Below are 18,315 nucleotides of genomic sequence, written 5' to 3'. Positions count from 1 at the left end.
GTCCGCCCCGGCCTACCCGGCCAGCGCGAGGACGAGTGGAAGCACCGGGCCGGCTCCGGCCTGCCGCAGGAGTCGCGCGCCGACAGCCAGGGTCCAGCCCGAGTCGGTGAAGTCGTCGACGAGCAGGACCGGGCCGGGGTTGTCGGTCAGGGCGGTCACGAGTTCGCCGGGCACGGTGAACGAGGCGGCCAGGGCGCGCAGCCGCTGGGCCGAGTTGCTCCGGTGGGCGGCGTACTCGTCGGCGTCGGGCGTGTAGGCCAGGCTGCCCAGCAGAGGGAGCCTGCCGACCCGGGCCACCCCCTCGGCGAGGGAGCCGACCAGCCGGGGCCGGCTGCGCGAGGGCATGGCCACCACGCCCACCGGCCTCGCCATCGCATCGGGAGAGCGGTCCGCCCACCCGCCCGGAGAGCGGGCCCAGTCGGCCAGCACCGTCACCACGGCGGCCAGCACGTCGTCCGGGACCGGACCGTCGGCCGCCCCCGCCGCCAGGATCGGCCGCAGCCGGTTGCCCCAGCCGATGTCCGACAGCCTCCCCAGGGCACGTCCCGTCGTCGCCTGCTGTCCGGCGGGGATGCGGCCCTTCAGGTCCATGCCGACCGCGGCGAGCCCGGTCGGCCACATCTTGCGGGGCTCGACCTCGACCCCCGGGCGGTCCAGCTCACCCGTCGCCGCCGCGAGGCCCTCGGCGGAGACGGCGGGGTCGAGCCAGGGGCCGGCGCAGGTGTCGCAGCGGCCGCACGGGGCCGCCTTCTCGTCGTCGAGCTGGCGCTGCAGGAACTCCATGCGGCATCCCGTGGTCGCCACGTAGTCCCGCATGGCCTGCTGCTCGGCCTCGCGCTGCCGGGCCACCCACGCGTACCGGTCCGCGTCGTACACCCACGGCTGTCCCGTCGCCGTCCAGCCGCCCTTCACGCGCCGCACCGCGCCGTCCACGTCCAGCACCTTCAGCATCGTCTCCAGCCGCGAACGCCGGAGGTCCACCAGGGGCTCCAGGGCGGGCAGCGACAACGGGCGTCCGGCCTCCTCAAGCACCGCGAGCGTCCGCCGCACCTGCTCCTCGGGCGGGAAGCCCACGGAGGCGAAGTACGCCCAGATCGCCTCGTCCTCCCGTCCCGGCAGCAGCAGCACGTCCGCATGGTCCACCCCGCGCCCCGCACGACCCACCTGCTGGTAGTACGCGATGGGGGACGAGGGCGAGCCCAGATGCACGACGAACCCCAGGTCGGGCTTGTCGAAGCCCATGCCCAGGGCGGACGTCGCCACCAGTGCCTTCACCCGGTTCGACAGCAGATCCTCCTCCGCCTGCAACCGGTCGGCGTTCTCCGTCTTCCCCGTGTAGGAGGCCACCGGGTAACCGCGCTGCCGCAGGAACGCGGCGACCTCCTCCGCCGCCGCCACCGTCAGCGTGTAGACGATCCCCGAGCCGGGCAGGTCTCCCAGCCGCTCCCCCAGCCATGCCAGCCGGTGCGCCGCGTCCGGCAGCCGCAGCACCCCGAGCCGGAGGCTCTGCCGGTCGAGCGGCCCCCGCAGCACCAGCGCGTCCCCGGCGCCCGTGCCCAGCTGCTCCGCCACGTCCGCGGTGACGCGCGCATTGGCGGTCGCCGTCGTGGCCAGCACCGGCACGCCCGCCGGCAGCTCGGCGAGCATGGTGCGCAGCCGCCGGTAGTCGGGCCGGAAATCGTGCCCCCAGTCGGAGATGCAGTGCGCCTCGTCCACCACGAGGAGGCCCGTCGTGGCGGCGAGCCGGGGCAGCACCTGATCACGGAAGTCGACGGAGTTGAGGCGCTCCGGGCTCACGAGGAGGACGTCGGTCTCGCCGCGCTCCACCTCGCCGCGGATCGTGTCCCATTCCTCCGGGTTGGCCGAATTGATCGTGCGCGCCCGGATCCCGGCGCGCGCCGCCGACTCGACCTGGTTGCGCATCAGCGCCAGCAGCGGCGAGATGATCACCGTGGGGCCCGCGCCGCGCCGGCGCAGCAGCGCGGTGGCGACGAAGTACACCGCCGACTTGCCCCACCCGGTGCGCTGCACCACCAGCGCGCGCCGGCGCTCCTCGACGAGCGCGGCCACCGCCTGCCACTGGTCCTCCCGCAGCCGCGCCGAGCCGCCGGGATCGCCGACGAGCTCGGCGAGGACGGCGTCGGCTTCGGTGCGCAGCTCCAGATGGTCCATGTCTCCATGCAACCCGATGGCACTGACAATCGGCGAATCCGCGCCCCGCCCGTGCGGCGCTCCGTGCCCTCGCCGCCCGGCGGCCCTCCCGGGCGACCCGCGCGTCACGCGGCACCACTGCGGGTAGGGATATAGAACGCGCATCAGCCGAAATCGGTCGCCGACCCCAATTGCTCGTTGCCGCATTCCAGTTCGACAGGAAGAATTGAAGTCCGCTCCCCGCACGGCCCCTCCGTGATCCGGCAGGGCTTCACTGCGGTGTGCGCTCCCCGAATCCGACCCTGCCCGCAGTGTGGGCGCGTAGCCGAAGGGAGGAACGTGACCTTCGGATTCGCTCCGTCCTCGGCGGCCTCGTTCTCGTCGTCCGCCGCGTCCGCCACTCGCGTGCTCGAACCGGCGGAGTGGTCCGCCGCCGGGATTCCGCTGCTGCGCAGCCCGCGGGAGGTCGTCAGCGGGCTGCACTCGCGGCACCGTCCCGAGCCTGCCACCGCGGTCGTGGCCGTACTGGACCCGGACGAACGGCTGCGTGCCAGCGCCTCGTTCACCAGTCGGCGCTCCCCGGCCGACGGGTGGGTCTTCCGCAACGCGCTGTTGTCCCAACTGCGCCGGGTCGTCCCGCACGATCTGCGCCGGCGCACCCCGGTGCGCACGGCCGTGCTGCTCTACTGCCGTGACGGCGACGCCCGTTGGACGGAGGAGGACGGCGCGTGGATGTGGGGACTGCGGGACGCCTGCACCCTGCACGGGCTGCGCTGCGGCGCGTACATCACCCTGACCCGGGACGGCTGGCAGGTCCTCGGCGAGGGCCGTGGGGGGCGCAGACCCAACGCGGCCTCGGCACCCGAGCCCTTCGCCACCGCGGAGGTGCCGCCACCGCCACCGCGCACCGGCGGGGCCGCCTCGGACGTGTTGCGCCGCGCGGCCGCCCGCTGAGCGTTCGTCGACGCGCCCGCGGCGTGCCGGCGCGTGTCCGGGCCGTGCAGAGCGCCAGGCGCACTACGCGTACGCCGCCCCGCCCCCCCATCCGTGAATCCGTGATCCGTACATCCGTGCATGCGTGCATCCATGCGGGAGTCGATCCGGCCCGCGCACGGAGCAATCGGTCCGCCCGCACGGAATCCCACCCGCTCCGTCGGGGCCCGGCGCGACACCGGCTCCGCGCCGGCACGGACAACCCGCAGGAAGCCGCGTGAAGCCGTACGCGCCGAAGCCTGCCCGACGGGCCGCACAGACCGGACCGCAACAGACCGGGCCGCAGCAGATCGGGCCGCAACAGACCGACCGACGGCCCACGACGCCCCGGGACCACCCGTGTGCACGGCCCCGGAACGGCATACGCCGCACCGGCCTCCGTCACAGGCGGCGGAAGGGCGTCAGACGCCCGCGCCCAGCACCGAGTTGATCCGCTGCGGGTCGCCGCAGACGATCAGCAGGCTGCCGGCCCTGGAGTGGGCCAGGGTCAGGGCGGTGACGGCGGCGGCTTCGGCGCCGCCGTTGAGCGCGACCACGACCACGGCGCGTGAGGCGGCACGGTCCGCGACGGCGGCGTCCGCATAGAAGACGTCGTCGCCCGCGTCATGCTGCGCCCAGTAGGCGGCATCGCCGAAGGACAGCTCGTGGGCGGCCCACGGGTGGGGCTCACCGGTGGTGATCACCAGCACGTCGCCGGGCGTACGACCCGACTCCAGCAGGAGGTCCACGGCCTCTTCGGCGGCGTCGAGCGCACCCTCCGGAGTGGCCGGGATCAACTGGATCTGCGGGGCGGACGGGGCCGCCGCGGCAGCGGCGGGACCCGACGGTCCGGGCTTGGCGGCCGCGTCGCGTGACGCGCGTTGCGCCGGCGACGCCGGCCGCACCGGGCCGGGGCGGCCGGGGCGCGGCGGAGCCGCAGGACGGGGGCCGGGTACGGGGCGGGGGGTCGGCGCGGTGCGGCCACTGGCCGGAGTGGCGCGGGGACCCTGGGCCTTCTCGTGAATCTGAGGCTCCTCGGGAATGAGAGGCATGAGCTGATATTTATCAAACGTTGGTGCGGCTCGCGTCGGCGGGTGGCACTTGCCTGCGAGCGGAACCGTCAGAAATCGAATCCGAGCTGACCCTCGATTTCCGGAACGCTTCCCTCCACCCAACTGCGGACCTTCTTGAGGTGCCGCCACTGGGGCAGCGCATCAAGATACGCCCACGACAACCGGTGGTGCGGGGTGGGGCCCCGCTCCTCCAGTGCGGCCTTGTGCACGGGCGACGGGTACCCGGCGTTGTCCGCGAAACCGAAGTCTGCATGGTCGACACCCAGTTCGGCCATCATTTTGTCGCGCTGCACCTTGGCGAGCACCGAGGCCGCGGCGACGGCCACACAGGACTGGTCACCCTTGATCACCGTACGAACCCGCCAAGGCGCCCCGAGATAGTCGTGCTTGCCGTCGAGGATGACGGCCTCGGGACGGACGGGCAGGGCCTCCAGGGCACGCACCGCCGCCAGTCGCAGCGCGGCGGTCATCCCCAGGGCGTCGATCTCCTCCGGGGAAGCGTGGCCGAGAGCGTGGGACGTCACCCAGGTCTGCAACTCCACGGCGAGTTCGGTGCGTCGCTTGATGGTGAGCAGTTTGGAATCGGTGAGTCCGACCGGCGGCCGACGCAGCCCGGTGACCGCGGCGCAGACGGTGACAGGTCCGGCCCAAGCGCCGCGCCCCACCTCGTCGACACCGGCAATGACCTTCGCCCCGGTCGTGGCGCGAAGGGAGCGCTCGACGGTGTGAGTAGGTGGTTCGTACGGCATGGCGCCCCTAGCGTACGCCGCCGCACTCCCCGGGCGACACCCCGGTTCCCTCATCGGGCCCGAAACCCTCGCGGGCCGCGTTCAGGTGCCGTCGGGCCGCAGCAGCGGGACCATCAACTGGTCGATCATCCCCTCAAGCTCCTGGTCCTCCCATTCGCTTGCACAAATCTTCGAGCGATACATCATCATCGCCGGGATGGCATCGAAGACGAATCCGTTGGCCGCGTCACGCCGGACTTCTCCCCGCTCTATTCCGCGATTGATGACCTCGCAGAGCAGTTTGAGGGTCGGCTCGACCACGCCTTTGACGATCACTGAATGGAAGCGTTCGGCCTCCATGTTGTCGCATTCGTGAATGACTGACCGCAGCGCGAACCCGGGCGTGGAGTACATCGCGTCGCGCGCCCTGCGGCACAGCTCCAGCAGGTCCTCGCGCACACTGCCGAGGTCGGGCACCGTGTCGAGTTCCGGCAGCCCCGACAGCAGCGCGTCCGCCACGAGGTCCTCCTTGGAGGGCCAGCGCCGGTAGACGGCGGCCTTGCCGGTCTGCGCACCCGCCGCCACCCCCTCCATCGTCAGGCCCTTCCAGCCGACCGTGCCCAGCTGATCCAGCGCGGCGTCGAGGATCGCGCGCTCCAGCACCGCGCCGCGTCGGCGGGAAGGGGTCTGGGCGGAGGCGGCCACCCAGCGCGAAGCAACCATGTCGGAGGTCTCCAGAAAACGGGGAAAACGGGTATTCGGTGACAAGGTGTGCGCCGCGCGGCCACAGCCGGGGGACGGGGCGCGCACCGACTCGATAAGTGAACGGTTGCGTTCACTGTCTGCGAGTCACTAACGTTGAAGCAACAGTGAACGCAAGCGTTCACTATGTCGTTCGTGGGGGACACACAGTGACAACCTCTTCTCTCATACCGGATCAGAAGCCGGGAGCCGCCCGCCGGGAGGGGCATCCCGGCATCGCGCTCACGGTCATCGCAGCCTGCCAACTCATGGTGGTACTCGATGCGACGATTGTGAACATCGCACTCCCGCACATTCAGAACGCCCTCAGCTTCAGCACCACCGACCTCACCTGGGTCGTGAGCGCCTACACGCTCACCTTCGGCGGCCTGCTCCTGCTCGGCGGCCGGGCCGGGGACATCCTCGGCCGGCGCCGGGTGTTCATGACCGGCATCCTGCTGTTCACGCTCGCCTCGCTGCTCGGCGGCTTCGCGCAGGAGCCCTGGCAGCTGCTGGCGGCGCGCGTCCTGCAGGGTGTGGGAGGCGCGATCGCGTCGCCCACGTCGCTCGCCCTCATAACCACCACCTTCCCCGAGGGACCGGAACGCAACCGCGCGTTCGGCGTCTTCGCGGCGGTGTCCGCGGGTGGCGGGGCCATCGGCCTGCTGGCGGGCGGCATGCTCACCGAATGGCTCGACTGGCGCTGGGTGCTCTTCGTCAACGTGCCGATCGGCGTACTGATCGCCGTACTCGCGCCCCTGTACATCAGTGAGTCCGAACGGCACTCGGGGCGCTTCGACATCGCCGGAGCGGTGACGTCGACGGCGGGCATGGCGTCCCTGGTCTACGGCTTCATCCGGGCCGCGGACGAGGGCTGGCGCGACGGTCTGACCATCGGGTCCTTCGCGGCCGCGGCGGTCCTGCTGCTGGCCTTCGTACTCGTCGAGTCGCGGGCCAGGGAGCCGATCACCCCGCTGAAGATGTTCGCCGACCGCAACCGCTCGGGCACGTACGTGATCATGCTGAGTCTGGCAGCGGCGATGTTCGGCATGTTCTTCTACATCGTGCTGTTCGTGCAGAACGTGCTGGGTTACACGCCCATCCAGGCCGGTCTGGCCTTCCTGCCGGTCACCGTGGTGATCGCGCTCGGTGCGGGACTGTCCCAGCGGTTCCTGCCCGTCTTCGGACCGAAGCCGTTCATGATCGCCGGTTCGACGCTGGCCGCGATCGGGCTCGGCTGGCAGGCACTCATCAGCGCCGACGACTCCTACGTCGGCGGGGTCCTCGGACCGATGCTGGTCTTCGGCTTCGGCATGGGGCTGAACTTCGTGACGCTGACGCTGACGGCGGTCTCCGGGGTCGCCCAGCACGAGGCGGGCGCGGCGTCCGGCCTGCTCAACGCGATGCAGCAGGTGGGAGGGTCGATCGGCCTCGCCATCCTGACCACCGTGTTCGGCACCGCCAGCAGGGACGAGGCGGAGAAGCAGGTACCGGACTTCCTCACGAACGGTTCGCCGGAGCAGCAGGCGGAGTTCGCCCGGACCCAGCAGCTGCCCGCACCCTGGGGGCATGACGTGCTCGCCCAGGGCATCTCGGCGGCCTTCGTTCCGGCCGCGGCCATGGCGGTACTCGCCCTGGCCACGGCATGGCTGGTGATCCGGGTGCGCAAGAGCGACCTGGAGGCTCTGTCCGGTTCGGCCGGCCCGGGGATGGGCTGAGCGAGCAGATCGGCGGGCGGGGCGGGTGCTGTCGGCGGGCGTTCCGGACGCCTGCCGGTGCCCGTCCCGCCTGTTCACCGACCGTGCGCGCCGGCGGACCGGGCAGTGCGAGGGGCAGCAGGACGGACAACGGCACGACGAGCCCCCGCGGACGCGTCAGACCGGCACCGACAGCCAGGCGGGCAGCGGCTCGACCCGGTCCGCCCACTCGGCCGGCGGCGCTCCCGCCCGGCCGGCGGCGACCACACCGCCCACAATGGCGCAGGTCGTGTCCACGTCGCCGCCGACCTGGGCGGTCGTCCAGAACGCCTCCTCGAACGCACCGAGGGCGCGGGCGGCGGACCAGAGGGCGAAGGGGACCGTGTCATGGGCGGTCGTACGCCTGCCGCAGCCCAGGACCGCCGCGACGGTCGCCGCGTCGTCGTAGTCGAGCATGTCCCGGGCCCGCCGCAGTCCGGCGGCCACCGCGCTCTTCGGCACCAGGGCGACGACCCCGTCGAGGAGGGCATGCGGGCCGGGCGTGCCCTGCGGGTCCGCGGCCAGTGCGGCGGCCGCGGCCACGGCCATGGCGCCGACGACGGCCTCGCGGTGCTGGTGCGTGGGGTAGGCCGAGATCTCCGCCTGGTGGGTCGCCTGCTCCGGGTCGTCCGCGTACCAGGCACCGAGCGGGGCGATGCGCATGGCGGCGCCGTTGCCCCAGGATCCCTGGCCGTTGAACAGCGCCGCTGCCAGTTCGCGCCAGTCGCCGCCTTCGCGGACCAGTCGCAGCATCCGGTTGACCGCGGGTCCGTATCCCCGGTCGAAGTCGTGGTGGTGGGCGAAGGAGCGCGCCAGGGCGTCCTGGTCGACGCGGTGGTGGGCGGCCAGGACGGAGATCACGGAACAGGCCATCTCGGTGTCGTCCGTCCACTGCCAGGTACCGTACGGCAGCTCCCGTCGCCCCAGCAGGGGATGGTTCGCAGGCACGAAGAACTGGGAGCCCAGCGCGTCCCCCACCGACAGCCCGCGCAGGCTGGAAAGGGCCCGGTCCAGGGGCCCGTCGGGAGATGAATGAGCGGTCATGGCCCTGCCACTCTATCCGGTGATCCCGTACGGTTCCGGATCTCGCCAGCGTTCGAAGGGCCGGTCAAGGGTGTACCTGCCGTCCTCACCGAGAACGAGCATGCGTGTCTCGGCGTTCCCGGGGTTGGACAGCGACTCGAACTCGGCGACCGTCCAGTGGAACCACCTCATGCAGAAGAGCCGCATGGCGAGCCCGTGCGTCACCAGCAGCACGTTCGGCGGGTGGTCGGGGTCCTCGAAGCTGCGGAACAGGCTCTCCAGGAAGCCTCCGACGCGGTCGTAGACGTCGGCCCCGGACTCACCCTGGGCGAAGCGGTAGAAGAAGTGGCCGTAGGCGTCGCGGTAGGCCTTCTGCAGGCGCACGTCGTCGCAGTCCTGCCAGTTGCCCCAGTCCTGCTCGCGCAGCCGGGGTTCCTCGCGGACCCGTATGAGCCCGGGGTCGAACCCGAAGGAGCGGAGCGTCTCGTGCGTACGGCGGTAGGGGGAGACGTACACACTGACCCGCTCGCGGCCGAAGACCTCGCGCAGTTCCTTTCCGGTCGCCTCGGCCTGGGCCCGGCCGCGGTCGGTGAGGGCGAGCGCGTGGTCGGGTTCGCGCTCGTACACGGTGTCATCGACGTTGCCGGTCGACTCGCCGTGCCGGACAAGAACGATGCGCCGTGGTCGTGCCATGCCAGAACCCTAGATCGAGACGGCCGGAACCGGACACTCGTACGGCCCCTGTACGGCGTACGTCACACAGTTCCCACACCTGGGGCCCGGCGGCGCCGGCCGGGGACTCAGACGGTCCAGGAGGGTTCCAGTTGCACGATGTCCCCGGTCAGCGCCGCGATGTCGGCCTCCGTGCGGGCGCGCAGGGCCAGCCGCTCCACGCGTTCGGTGCGGTACTTGCCGTGTTCGGCGGCCGACTGCCACATGGACAGCACCAGGTACTCGTTGTACTCGTTCCCCGGTGCCTCGCCGAACAGGCCGCGGATCATCCCGGGCGATCCGGCCATCGCGGGGTTCCAGACCTTCTCCTGCATGAGGACGTAGTGTTCCGCCCGCTCCTCGTGGACACGGCAGAGCGCCACCCGCAGCAGGTCGGCGTCGGTGAAGCGCGGCTCGAAGCCCGTCTTCACGTCGAACCGGTAGTCGAAGAGCCTGACCTGGGCGTCCTTGAAGGTACCCAGCTGGGAGGAGGCCAGGCGATCGTGGGAGCGTGCCATGAAGGAGTCGTAGAAGGCCCGGCTCTCCCAGAACGCGAAGACGTGCGCCACGTCCGGCCGTCCCCGGCTCCAGCCACCCCCCTGTCCCCGAAAACCCGGCTCCCCCGGGAGCCCCGCCCACTTTCGCTGCCCCCGTTCAAAACCGCGGCGGTCCACCACGGTGCAGCGAGTCCACTTGACCAGCACCGCGCCATCGTAAGGCCACCGGACGTGGCACCGGTCACGCTGTGCGGGACCGCTCGTCACCAACTGCGTCGCTGTGCGTGGCAGGATGGACAACCGGCCGTCACCGCCCGGCTCTTGAGATGGCCGGGCAGGGCGGGGGACCTGGGAAGGGGAAGTCTGTGAACGGCCTCAGCAAGGGCATTGACAAGGTCGAGGTCGCACTGCGGTGGGACCCGGCTCCGGCGGGGCAGCCTGCCACCGACCTCGATCTCGTCGCCGGAACCTATCCGGCCGACGCTCCGTACGGCGATCCCTCTTACGTGGTGCACTTCGACAGCCGCTCCCCCGACGGCACCATCTACCTCAACCGGGACAGCAAGGACGGCAAGGGCTTCGGTTTCGACGAGGTCATGACGCTGGAGCTGGAGCGGCTCGACGCCCGGTACGCGCGCGTGGTGGTGGGTGTCGCCATCCAGCAGCATGCCGAGGACCGGCACTTCCGCGACGTGGCCAACCCCGGTCTGCGCATCCGGGAGGGCTACACGGACCTGGCCACGGACGACTTCGGCGGTGTTCCCGGCGCCACCGCGGCGGTCGTCGCCGAGTTCGTCAGGAGCGAGACGGGGGCCTGGGAGTTCCGCGCCGGTGTGCACGGCTTCGACGGAGATCCGGCGACGTTCACCCGCGCGATGGGTGCGGCGCACCGGCCCTGAAGGCGCACCGGCCCGGGTACCGGCACCAGTACGGGAACCAGTACGGGAACGAGCCATGAGTAAGGGGCGCCCGCAATTGCGGGCGCCCCTTACTCATGAGCGCATCCCCCTACTCGTGCGTCACGCACGGCTCCCGGCCGGCCGGGAGCCGCCGCGCGTCAGCTGCAGCCGCTGGTCGAGCCGCAGCCCTCGCAGATGTAGCAGGAACCGGCGCGCTGCATCTTCGTGCCGCAGGAGAAGCACAGGGGTGCGTCGGCCTGGATGCCGAGCTGCATCTCCACCAGTTCGGCACTGGTGTGCGCCTGCTGCGGGGCGGGCTTGGCAGCCTCGGACTCGGCGTTTGGCGTGGCGACGGCCGTCAGCTCCTGGGAGCGCGGGGCCGACTGGGCCAGGGCCTCGACGTCGACCTCGTCGTCGGACGCCTCGTACGACCCCGTCTCCAGGTGGCGCTGGCGCTCCTCGGCGGAGTGGATGCCGAGCGCGGAGCGGGTCTCGAAGGGCAGGAAGTCGAGCGCCAGGCGGCGGAAGATGTAGTCGACGATCGACTGGGCCATCCGCACGTCCGGGTCGTCGGTCATGCCGGCCGGCTCGAAGCGCATGTTGGTGAACTTCGAGACGTACGTCTCCAGCGGCACGCCGTACTGGAGGCCGACGGAGACCGCGATGGAGAAGGCGTCCATCATGCCCGCGAGGGTCGAGCCCTGCTTGGACATCTTCAGGAAGACCTCGCCGAGCCCGTCGTCGGGGTAGGAGTTGGCCGTCATGTAGCCCTCGGCGCCGCCGACCGTGAAGGACGTGGTGATGCCGGGACGACCCTTCGGGAGACGCTTGCGGACGGGGCGGTACTCGACGACCTTCTCGACCGTCTCGCGGATGGCCGCCTCGGTCTTCTCGGTGATCTCCGCCTTCTCCGCCTCCTCGGCGGACTTGGCGGACTTGGACTTGGCGGACAGGGGCTGGCCGACCTTGCAGTTGTCGCGGTAGATGGCGAGCGCCTTGACGCCCATCCTCCAGGCCTCGAAGTAGACCTCCTCGACGTCCTCGACGGTCGCCGACTCCGGCAGGTTGACCGTCTTGGAGAGGGCGCCCGAGATCCACGGCTGGATGGCGGCCATCATGCGGACGTGGCCCATCGCGGAGATGGAGCGCTCGCCCATCGCGCAGTCGAACACCTCGTAGTGCTCGTGCGCGAGGCCGGGGGCGTCGATCACGTTGCCGTGCTCGGCGATGTGGGCGACGATCGCCTCGATCTGCTCCTCGTGGTACCCCAGGCGGCGCAGGGCCTGCGGGACGGTGCCGTTGACGATCTGCATCGAGCCGCCGCCGACCAGCTTCTTGAACTTGACCAGGGCGAGGTCGGGCTCGAGGCCGGTGGTGTCGCAGGACATCGCGAGACCGATGGTGCCGGTCGGGGCGATGACGGACGCCTGGGAGTTGCGGAAGCCGTTCTTCTCGCCGAGGCGCAGCACGTCCTGCCAGGCCTCGGTGGCGGCCGCCCACACCGGCGTGTCGAGGTCGTCCATGCGGACGGCCTTGGCGTTCTCGTCGGAGTGCTGCTTCATGACCCGCAGATGCGGCTTGGCGTTGCGGGCGTAGCCGTCGTACGGGCCGACGATCGCGGCCAGCTCGGCGGAGCGGCGGTACGACGTGCCGGTCATCAGGGAGGTGATGGCGCCGGCCAGGGCGCGGCCGCCGTCGGAGTCGTAGGCGTGGCCGGTCGCCATCAGCAGGGCGCCGAGGTTGGCGTAGCCGATGCCGAGCTGGCGGAAGGCGCGGGTGTTCTCGCCGATCTTCTGGGTCGGGAAGTCCGCGAAGCAGATGGAGATGTCCATCGCGGTGATGACGAGTTCGACGACCTTCGAGAAGCGCTCGGCGTCGAAGGACTGGTTGCCCTTGCCGTCGTCCTTCAGGAACTTCATCAGGTTCAGCGAGGCGAGGTTGCAGGACGTGTTGTCCAGGTGCATGTACTCGCTGCACGGGTTCGAGCCGTTGATGCGGCCGGACTCCGGGCACGTGTGCCACTGGTTGATGGTGTCGTCGTACTGGATGCCCGGGTCGGCGCAGGCCCAGGCGGCCTCGGCCATCTTGCGGAAGAGCGCCTTGGCGTCGACCTCCTCGATGACCTCGCCGGTCATGCGGGAGGTCAGGCCGAACTTGGCGCTCTCCTGGACGGCCTTCATGAACGTGTCGTTCACGCGGACCGAGTTGTTGGCGTTCTGGTACTGGACGGACGTGATGTCGTCGCCGCCCAGGTCCATGTCGAAGCCCGCGTCGCGCAGGGCGCGGATCTTCTCCTCTTCCTTGACCTTGGTCTGGATGAAGTCCTCGATGTCGGGGTGGTCGACGTCGAGGATGACCATCTTGGCGGCGCGGCGGGTGGCACCGCCGGACTTGATGGTGCCGGCGGAGGCGTCGGCGCCGCGCATGAAGGAGACCGGGCCCGATGCGTTGCCGCCGGAGGAGAGCAGCTCCTTGGAGGAGCGGATCCGGGAGAGGTTCAGGCCGGCGCCCGAGCCGCCCTTGAAGATCATGCCCTCTTCCTTGTACCAGTCGAGGATCGACTCCATGGAGTCGTCGACGGACAGGATGAAGCAGGCGGAGACCTGCTGCGGCTGGGGCGTTCCGACGTTGAACCAGACCGGGCTGTTGAAGCTGAGGATCTGGTGCAGGAGGGCGTAGGCCAGCTCGTGCTCGAAGATCTCGGCGTCGGCGGGCGAGGCGAAGTACTTGTTGTCCTCGCCGGCCTTCCGGTACGTCTTCACGATGCGGTCGATGAGCTGCTTCAGGCTCACCTCGCGCTGCGGGGTGCCCACGGCGCCCCGGAAGTACTTGCTGGTGACGATGTTGACCGCGTTCACCGACCAGAACTCGGGGAACTCGACGCCGCGCTGCTCGAAGTTGACCGAGCCGTCGCGCCAGTTGGTCATGACGACGTCACGGCGCTCCCACGCCACCTCGTCGTAGGGGTGGACGCCGGGAGTGGTGTGGACGCGCTCGACGCGGAGTCCCTTGCCCGCCTTGGTGCCCTTGGCGCGGGAACTCCGTGCCGGACCGCTCGCCGTCTCTGTCATGCCGCCTCCCTGTACGGGCGAAAACGCCCTGAAGTGCCACGATTGTTCCCGTGGCACGGTGTTCTGTCTTGTATCGCGGGCGTCTCTCGCGCCGCCCGCGACAGGTCTTCCTCATGCGCCGCCGTGCGGCCGGTCCCGGGCGCCGGAGTCCGGGGCCGGCCCGCCGGTCAGTCGGCGGCGCCGGCGGGCTCGGGGAGCTGTGCCGCCCCCGTGGGCCCGCGGTCGTTCTGTTTCTCCCGGCTCCCCGCGCCGGCCGCGTCGCCGTCGCGGTCATCTCCGGGGCCTTCCGTCGCCTCCCTGAGCTCCGCGATCGCGGCCTCGAAGTCCTCGAGCGAGTCGAACGCCCGGTAGACGGAGGCGAATCGCAGATAGGCGACGAGGTCGAGCTCCTGCAACGGGCCGAGTATGGCCAGACCCACGTCGTGGGTGGTCAGCTCGGCGCTTCCGGTGGCCCGCACCGCCTCCTCGACCCGCTGGCCGAGCTGGGCCAGCGCGTCCTCGGTGACGGGCCGGCCCTGGCAGGCCTTGCGCACACCGTTGATGACCTTGGTGCGGCTGAACGGTTCGGTGACCCCGGACCGCTTCACCACCATGAGCGAGCACGTCTCCACGGTCGTGAACCGACGGGAGCAGTCAGGACACTGGCGGCGCCTGCGGATCGACGTCCCGTCGTCGGTCGTACGGCTGTCGACGACACGGCTGTCGGGGTGCCTGCAGAAGGGGCAGTGCATGGACTCCGAACCCTCCTCACAGCAGACTCAATGGCCTCGAAAGGCCCTTCAGGCCCCTCGAAGCAGCCCCCAGCATAGGCGATCTCGGCGGACCCGAAGACCCGGGGGACCACAACTTGTGGGCTGCTGATGCAATCCAACCACTAGATGTGGGGATTGGCTCATACAAACACGTCCCGCGCGCGTGTCGCGCCGGTGCGTACCGGCGACGACACGGAGGGCAGCCGGCCGGGCCGCGCACGGACCGCCGCCCCGCGCTCACGGACGACTCCGGAGCAAGGGCGCGGACGCCCGCCGGGCACCTCACGCACGCGCCCGCCGGACACCGGCCCGCACACCCGCCGGGCGGCACGGAACACCGCACGCCGCCGCACGGCCGCGACACACCCGCACACGGGCGCGCCGCCCGCCGGTTTCACGTGCGTGTACACGTGCCGCCCGCGGGCTTCGGACACACACGCACGCACGGGCGCACGCACGGGCATGTCACCCGCAGGCTTGCGGAGATACCGTGAGCGCCACGGGGAGGGGACGTGGGACTACCGCGAGGGAAGAGAGACCCACCCCGTCGAACGGACTGCCGGATGGCAGACTGGAGCGACGTCCCCGAGGTTGTCACCACGGCGGTGAAGAGTACAGCAATGAGCACTTTTGTCCGCCAGGCACCGCGGTAGCCATACACCCAGAGACTCGATACGAGCGATCGATTCGCGTTTTTTCACTCGAACGTGTGTTTGGCGCAACCTTTCGAAAGCTACTACCGTTGTGCAGCAGGGAGACCATCGAGAGGGGCCGACGTGACCACCACCGCCGACAGTGCGATCATCACTGCCCAGGACCGCCCCCAGGGCCGACCTGAGCCGGTGCACGCGATGAGCGACGCCGCGAATCCTGAGGGGCACAAGCGCTCCCTGCCGGGCCGACCTCCGGGCATCCGGGCGGACAGCTCGGGGCTGACCGACCGCCAGCGCCGGGTGATCGAGGTCATCCGCGACTCCGTGCAGCGGCGCGGCTACCCGCCGTCGATGCGGGAGATCGGACAGGCCGTCGGCCTCTCCAGCACCTCCTCCGTCGCGCACCAGCTGATGGCGCTGGAGCGCAAGGGCTTCCTGCGCCGCGACCCGCACCGCCCTCGCGCGTACGAGGTGCGCGGCTCCGACCAGGCCGCCTCGGTGCAGCCCACGGACACCGCCGGCAAGCCCGCCGCGTCGTACGTCCCGCTCGTCGGGCGCATCGCCGCCGGTGGCCCGATCCTCGCCGAGGAGTCCGTCGAGGACGTCTTCCCTCTCCCCCGGCAGCTGGTCGGTGACGGCGAGCTGTTCGTGCTGAAGGTCGTCGGCGACTCGATGATCGAGGCCGCCATCTGCGACGGCGACTGGGTCACGGTCCGCCGCCAGCCGGTCGCGGAGAACGGCGACATCGTGGCGGCCATGCTCGAGGGCGAAGCCACCGTCAAGCGCTTCAAGCGCGAGGACGGCCACGTCTGGCTCCTCCCGCACAACGCGGCCTACGAGCCGATCCCCGGCGACGACGCGACCATCCTCGGCAAGGTGGTGGCTGTACTGCGCCGCGTCTGAGCGCCACGGCGGGCGGGTGTGCCGGTGTACACGGCGCGGCCCCGCCGACCCGACCGGGTCCCGGAACCTCTGCGCCGGTTCCGGGACCCTGCGCTGTGCGAGCCCCGTCCGGCCCACCGCCGGGGCCGGCCCCTCGTCTGCCGCAGGCCGCAGACCCTCGCTCAGGCCCCTTCCGTCTCCCGCGCCCTCGCGTCGATGGCGGCGAGCGACCTGCGGACCTGGTTGCGGTCCGTGGTGAACCAGAAGTCGGGCAGCGACGCCTTCAGGTAGCTCCCGTACCGGGCCGTCGCCAGCCGCTGGTCCAGTACGGCGACCACCCCGCGGTCCCCGGACGCCCGCACGAGCCGTCCGGCGCCCTGCGCCATCAGCAGCGCGGCATGCGTCGCGGCCACCGCCATGAAGCCGTTGCCCCCGGCCTCCTCCACCGCCTTCTGGCGGGCGCTCATCAGCGGGTCGTCCGGACGCGGGAACGGGATCTTGTCCATGACGACCAGCTGGCAGCTGGGCCCGGGGACGTCGACCCCCTGCCACAAGGACAGCGTGCCGAAGAGGCAGGTCTCCGGATCGGCGGCGAAGTTCTTGATCAGCTCACCGAGGGTCTCCTCGCCCTGGAGGAGGATCGGGTACTCCGGGATGCGGGAGCGCAGTTCTTCCGCGGCCAGCTGGGCCGCGCGCATCGAGGAGAACAGGCCCAGCGTGCGGCCGCCCGCAGCCTGGATCAGCTCGGTGAGCTCGTCGAGCATGTCGCCGCGGTCGCCGTCGCGCGCGGGGCGCGCCAGGTGCTTGGCGACGTAGAGGATGCCCTGCTTGCGGTAGTCGAAGGGGGAGCCCACGTCGACGCCCTTCCACTGCGGCACGTCGTCGCCCTCGGTGCCCTCGGGGGCAAGGCCGAGGGAGGCACCCACTCCGTTGAAGTCGCCGCCCAGCTTCAGGGTCGCGGAGGTCAGGACCACGGAGCGGTCCGTGAACAGCTTCTCGCGCAGCAGACCCGCCACGGACATGGGGGCGACGCGCAGGGAGGCGCCGAAACGGTCGTGCCGCTCGTACCAGACCACGTCCCACTCGGAGCCGTTGGTGATCCGCTCCGAGACGTCGTGCACGGACTCCACGGAGGCCAGCGCCTGTTTGCGGACCGCGTCCTCGTCCTGCACGGACTTGTCCCGGGTGGCGCCGATGGCCGAGATGACCGTACGGCAGGCGTCGCGCAGTGCCATGAGGGCGTAGCCGAGGTCCTCCGGGATCTCCTCCAGCCGCCCCGGCAGCGCCAGCTCCATCAGCCGCTCGAACCCCTCGGCGGCGGTCTGCAACTGGTCGGCGGCCTTCTCGTTGACCAGTTTCGCGGCGCGCCGGACCGCGCGGTTGACCTGACCGGGGGTGAGCTCCCCGGTGGCGACGCCCGTCACGCGGGAGACCAGCTCGTGCGCCTCGTCGACGATCAGCACCTCGTGCTGCGGCAGGACGGGGGCGCCCTCGATGGCGTCGATCGCGAGCAGCGCGTGGTTGGTGACGACGACCTCGGAGAGCTTGGCACGCTCGCGGGCCGTCTCGGCGAAACATTCGGCGCCGTACGCGCACTTCGAGGCACCGAGGCACTCCCGGGAGGACACGGAAACCTGCGACCAGGCGCGGTCGGAGACGCCCGGCGTGAGGTCGTCTCGGTCGCCGGTCTCGGTCTCGTCCGCCCAGTCCCGCATCCGCAGCAGGTCCTGGCCCAGCTTGCTGGTGGGGGCGGCGGCCTCGAACTGGTCGAAGAGGCCCTCCTCCTCGTCCTGCGGGACTCCCTCGTGGAGCCGGTGCAGGCACAGGTAGTTGGACCGGCCCTTGAGCATCGCGAACTCGGGGCGGCGGCGCAGCTGCGGATGGAGGGCTTCGACGGTGCGCGGCAGGTCCCGCTCGACCAGCTGGCGCTGCAGGGCCAGGGTCGCCGTGGCCACGACGACGCGCTCTCCGTGCGCGAGCGCCGGCACCAGGTAGCCCAGGGACTTTCCGGTGCCGGTACCGGCCTGGACCAGCAGATGGGAGCCGCCGTCGATGGCTTCCTCGACGGCTTCGGCCATGGCCACCTGGCCGGGGCGCTCCGTGCCGCCGACGGCGGTGACGGCGGCATGCAGGAGTTCGGGGAGTGAGGGCTTCGTCATAGCGCGACCACCCTACGGCCCACGACTGACAAACGGGCGCGCAAGGCAGGTCCGCGGGACGGAGGGGGCGGGAGGGACGACGAGGACGGAGACGGGAGTGCCTCGGGTGACGGGCGGCGCCACGGAGACCGACGGTGCCACCGAGACCGACGGTGCCACCGAGACCGGCCGTGCCGCGGAAACCGGCGGTGCCACCCGGATCGGTGGTGCCACGGGGACCGCCAGTGCCACGGAGGCCGGTGGTACGGGGGCTGCGGGGACGGAGGG

General features: G+C 71.1%; 14 protein-coding genes. 4 read left to right on the top strand and 10 right to left on the bottom strand.

The genetic code is table 11. The annotated features are described in order from the left end of the window. Positions 1-12 precede the first annotated feature (12 nt). Positions 13-2,172 carry a RecQ family ATP-dependent DNA helicase gene (locus HZS56_RS28660; protein WP_216723702.1) on the bottom strand — a complete coding sequence of 720 codons (2,160 nt, stop codon included), beginning with the start codon at positions 2,170-2,172 and terminating at the stop codon, positions 13-15. A gap of 318 nt (positions 2,173-2,490) precedes the next feature. Here HZS56_RS28660 and HZS56_RS28655 point away from each other — a divergent pair, with 318 nt between their 5' ends. Then, positions 2,491-3,105: a hypothetical protein gene (locus tag HZS56_RS28655; protein WP_216723701.1), complete on the top strand. Its 615-nt coding sequence runs from the start codon at positions 2,491-2,493 to the stop codon at positions 3,103-3,105. 440 nt (positions 3,106-3,545) lie between these two features. On the opposite strand, the gene HZS56_RS28650 is transcribed toward HZS56_RS28655, so the two are convergent. From HZS56_RS28650 to HZS56_RS28640, 3 genes are all read right to left on the bottom strand, one after another. Then, positions 3,546-4,175 carry a hypothetical protein gene (locus tag HZS56_RS28650; protein WP_216723700.1) on the bottom strand — a complete coding sequence of 210 codons (630 nt, stop codon included), beginning with the start codon at positions 4,173-4,175 and terminating at the stop codon, positions 3,546-3,548. A 68-nt stretch (positions 4,176-4,243) separates the two neighbouring features. Next, the gene (gene rnhB, locus HZS56_RS28645; protein WP_216723699.1) at positions 4,244-4,945 is read right to left on the bottom strand and encodes a ribonuclease HII; all 702 of its coding nucleotides are present in this window, start codon (positions 4,943-4,945) and stop codon (positions 4,244-4,246) included. Between the two features lie 81 nt (positions 4,946-5,026). Further along, the gene (locus tag HZS56_RS28640) at positions 5,027-5,647 is read right to left on the bottom strand and encodes a TetR/AcrR family transcriptional regulator (protein WP_216723698.1); all 621 of its coding nucleotides are present in this window, start codon (positions 5,645-5,647) and stop codon (positions 5,027-5,029) included. 188 nt (positions 5,648-5,835) lie between these two features. Here HZS56_RS28640 and HZS56_RS28635 point away from each other — a divergent pair, with 188 nt between their 5' ends. Then, entirely contained in the window at positions 5,836-7,383 is a 1,548-nt protein-coding gene (locus tag HZS56_RS28635) for an MFS transporter (RefSeq protein WP_216723697.1), read from the top strand. A gap of 156 nt (positions 7,384-7,539) precedes the next feature. Here the strand turns inward: HZS56_RS28635 and HZS56_RS28630 are convergent, their stop codons facing one another. The 3 genes from HZS56_RS28630 to HZS56_RS28620 all read right to left on the bottom strand — a co-directional run bounded on the left by HZS56_RS28630 (position 7,540) and on the right by HZS56_RS28620 (position 9,839). Then, positions 7,540-8,445: an ADP-ribosylglycohydrolase family protein gene (locus HZS56_RS28630; RefSeq protein ID WP_216723696.1), complete on the bottom strand. Its 906-nt coding sequence runs from the start codon at positions 8,443-8,445 to the stop codon at positions 7,540-7,542. Between the two features lie 12 nt (positions 8,446-8,457). Then, entirely contained in the window at positions 8,458-9,117 is a 660-nt protein-coding gene (locus HZS56_RS28625) for a histidine phosphatase family protein (RefSeq protein WP_216723695.1), read from the bottom strand. Positions 9,118-9,224: 107 nt separating this feature from the next. Further along, a complete protein-coding gene (locus tag HZS56_RS28620; protein ID WP_216723694.1) occupies positions 9,225-9,839 on the bottom strand; it encodes a YdbC family protein in 615 nt (204 codons plus the stop codon). Between the two features lie 158 nt (positions 9,840-9,997). Here HZS56_RS28620 and HZS56_RS28615 point away from each other — a divergent pair, with 158 nt between their 5' ends. Next, positions 9,998-10,531, top strand: a complete 534-nt coding sequence (locus tag HZS56_RS28615) for a TerD family protein (RefSeq protein ID WP_216723693.1) — start codon at positions 9,998-10,000, stop codon at positions 10,529-10,531. Between the two features lie 158 nt (positions 10,532-10,689). Here HZS56_RS28615 and HZS56_RS28610 read toward each other — a convergent pair whose 3' ends face one another. After that, the gene (locus tag HZS56_RS28610; protein ID WP_216723692.1) at positions 10,690-13,602 is read right to left on the bottom strand and encodes a vitamin B12-dependent ribonucleotide reductase; all 2,913 of its coding nucleotides are present in this window, start codon (positions 13,600-13,602) and stop codon (positions 10,690-10,692) included. Positions 13,603-13,769: 167 nt separating this feature from the next. Beyond that, positions 13,770-14,333 (bottom strand): transcriptional regulator NrdR, encoded by a 564-nt coding sequence (gene nrdR / locus HZS56_RS28605; protein WP_216723691.1) that lies wholly within the window; start codon positions 14,331-14,333, stop codon positions 13,770-13,772. A 797-nt stretch (positions 14,334-15,130) separates the two neighbouring features. On the opposite strand from nrdR, the gene lexA reads away from it, so the two are divergent. Further along, positions 15,131-15,910 carry a transcriptional repressor LexA gene (gene lexA, locus HZS56_RS28600; RefSeq protein ID WP_216723690.1) on the top strand — a complete coding sequence of 260 codons (780 nt, stop codon included), beginning with the start codon at positions 15,131-15,133 and terminating at the stop codon, positions 15,908-15,910. A 161-nt stretch (positions 15,911-16,071) separates the two neighbouring features. On the opposite strand, the gene HZS56_RS28595 is transcribed toward lexA, so the two are convergent. Further along, positions 16,072-18,048 carry an ATP-dependent DNA helicase gene (locus tag HZS56_RS28595; protein WP_216723689.1) on the bottom strand — a complete coding sequence of 659 codons (1,977 nt, stop codon included), beginning with the start codon at positions 18,046-18,048 and terminating at the stop codon, positions 16,072-16,074. Positions 18,049-18,315: the final 267 nt, after the last annotated feature.

The organism is Streptomyces mayonensis (assembly GCF_018982965.1).
GTDB lineage: Bacteria > Actinomycetota > Actinomycetes > Streptomycetales > Streptomycetaceae > Streptomyces > Streptomyces mayonensis.
Note: the sequence above shows the minus strand (reverse complement) of the source record. Positions and strands in the feature narration are given on the sequence as shown.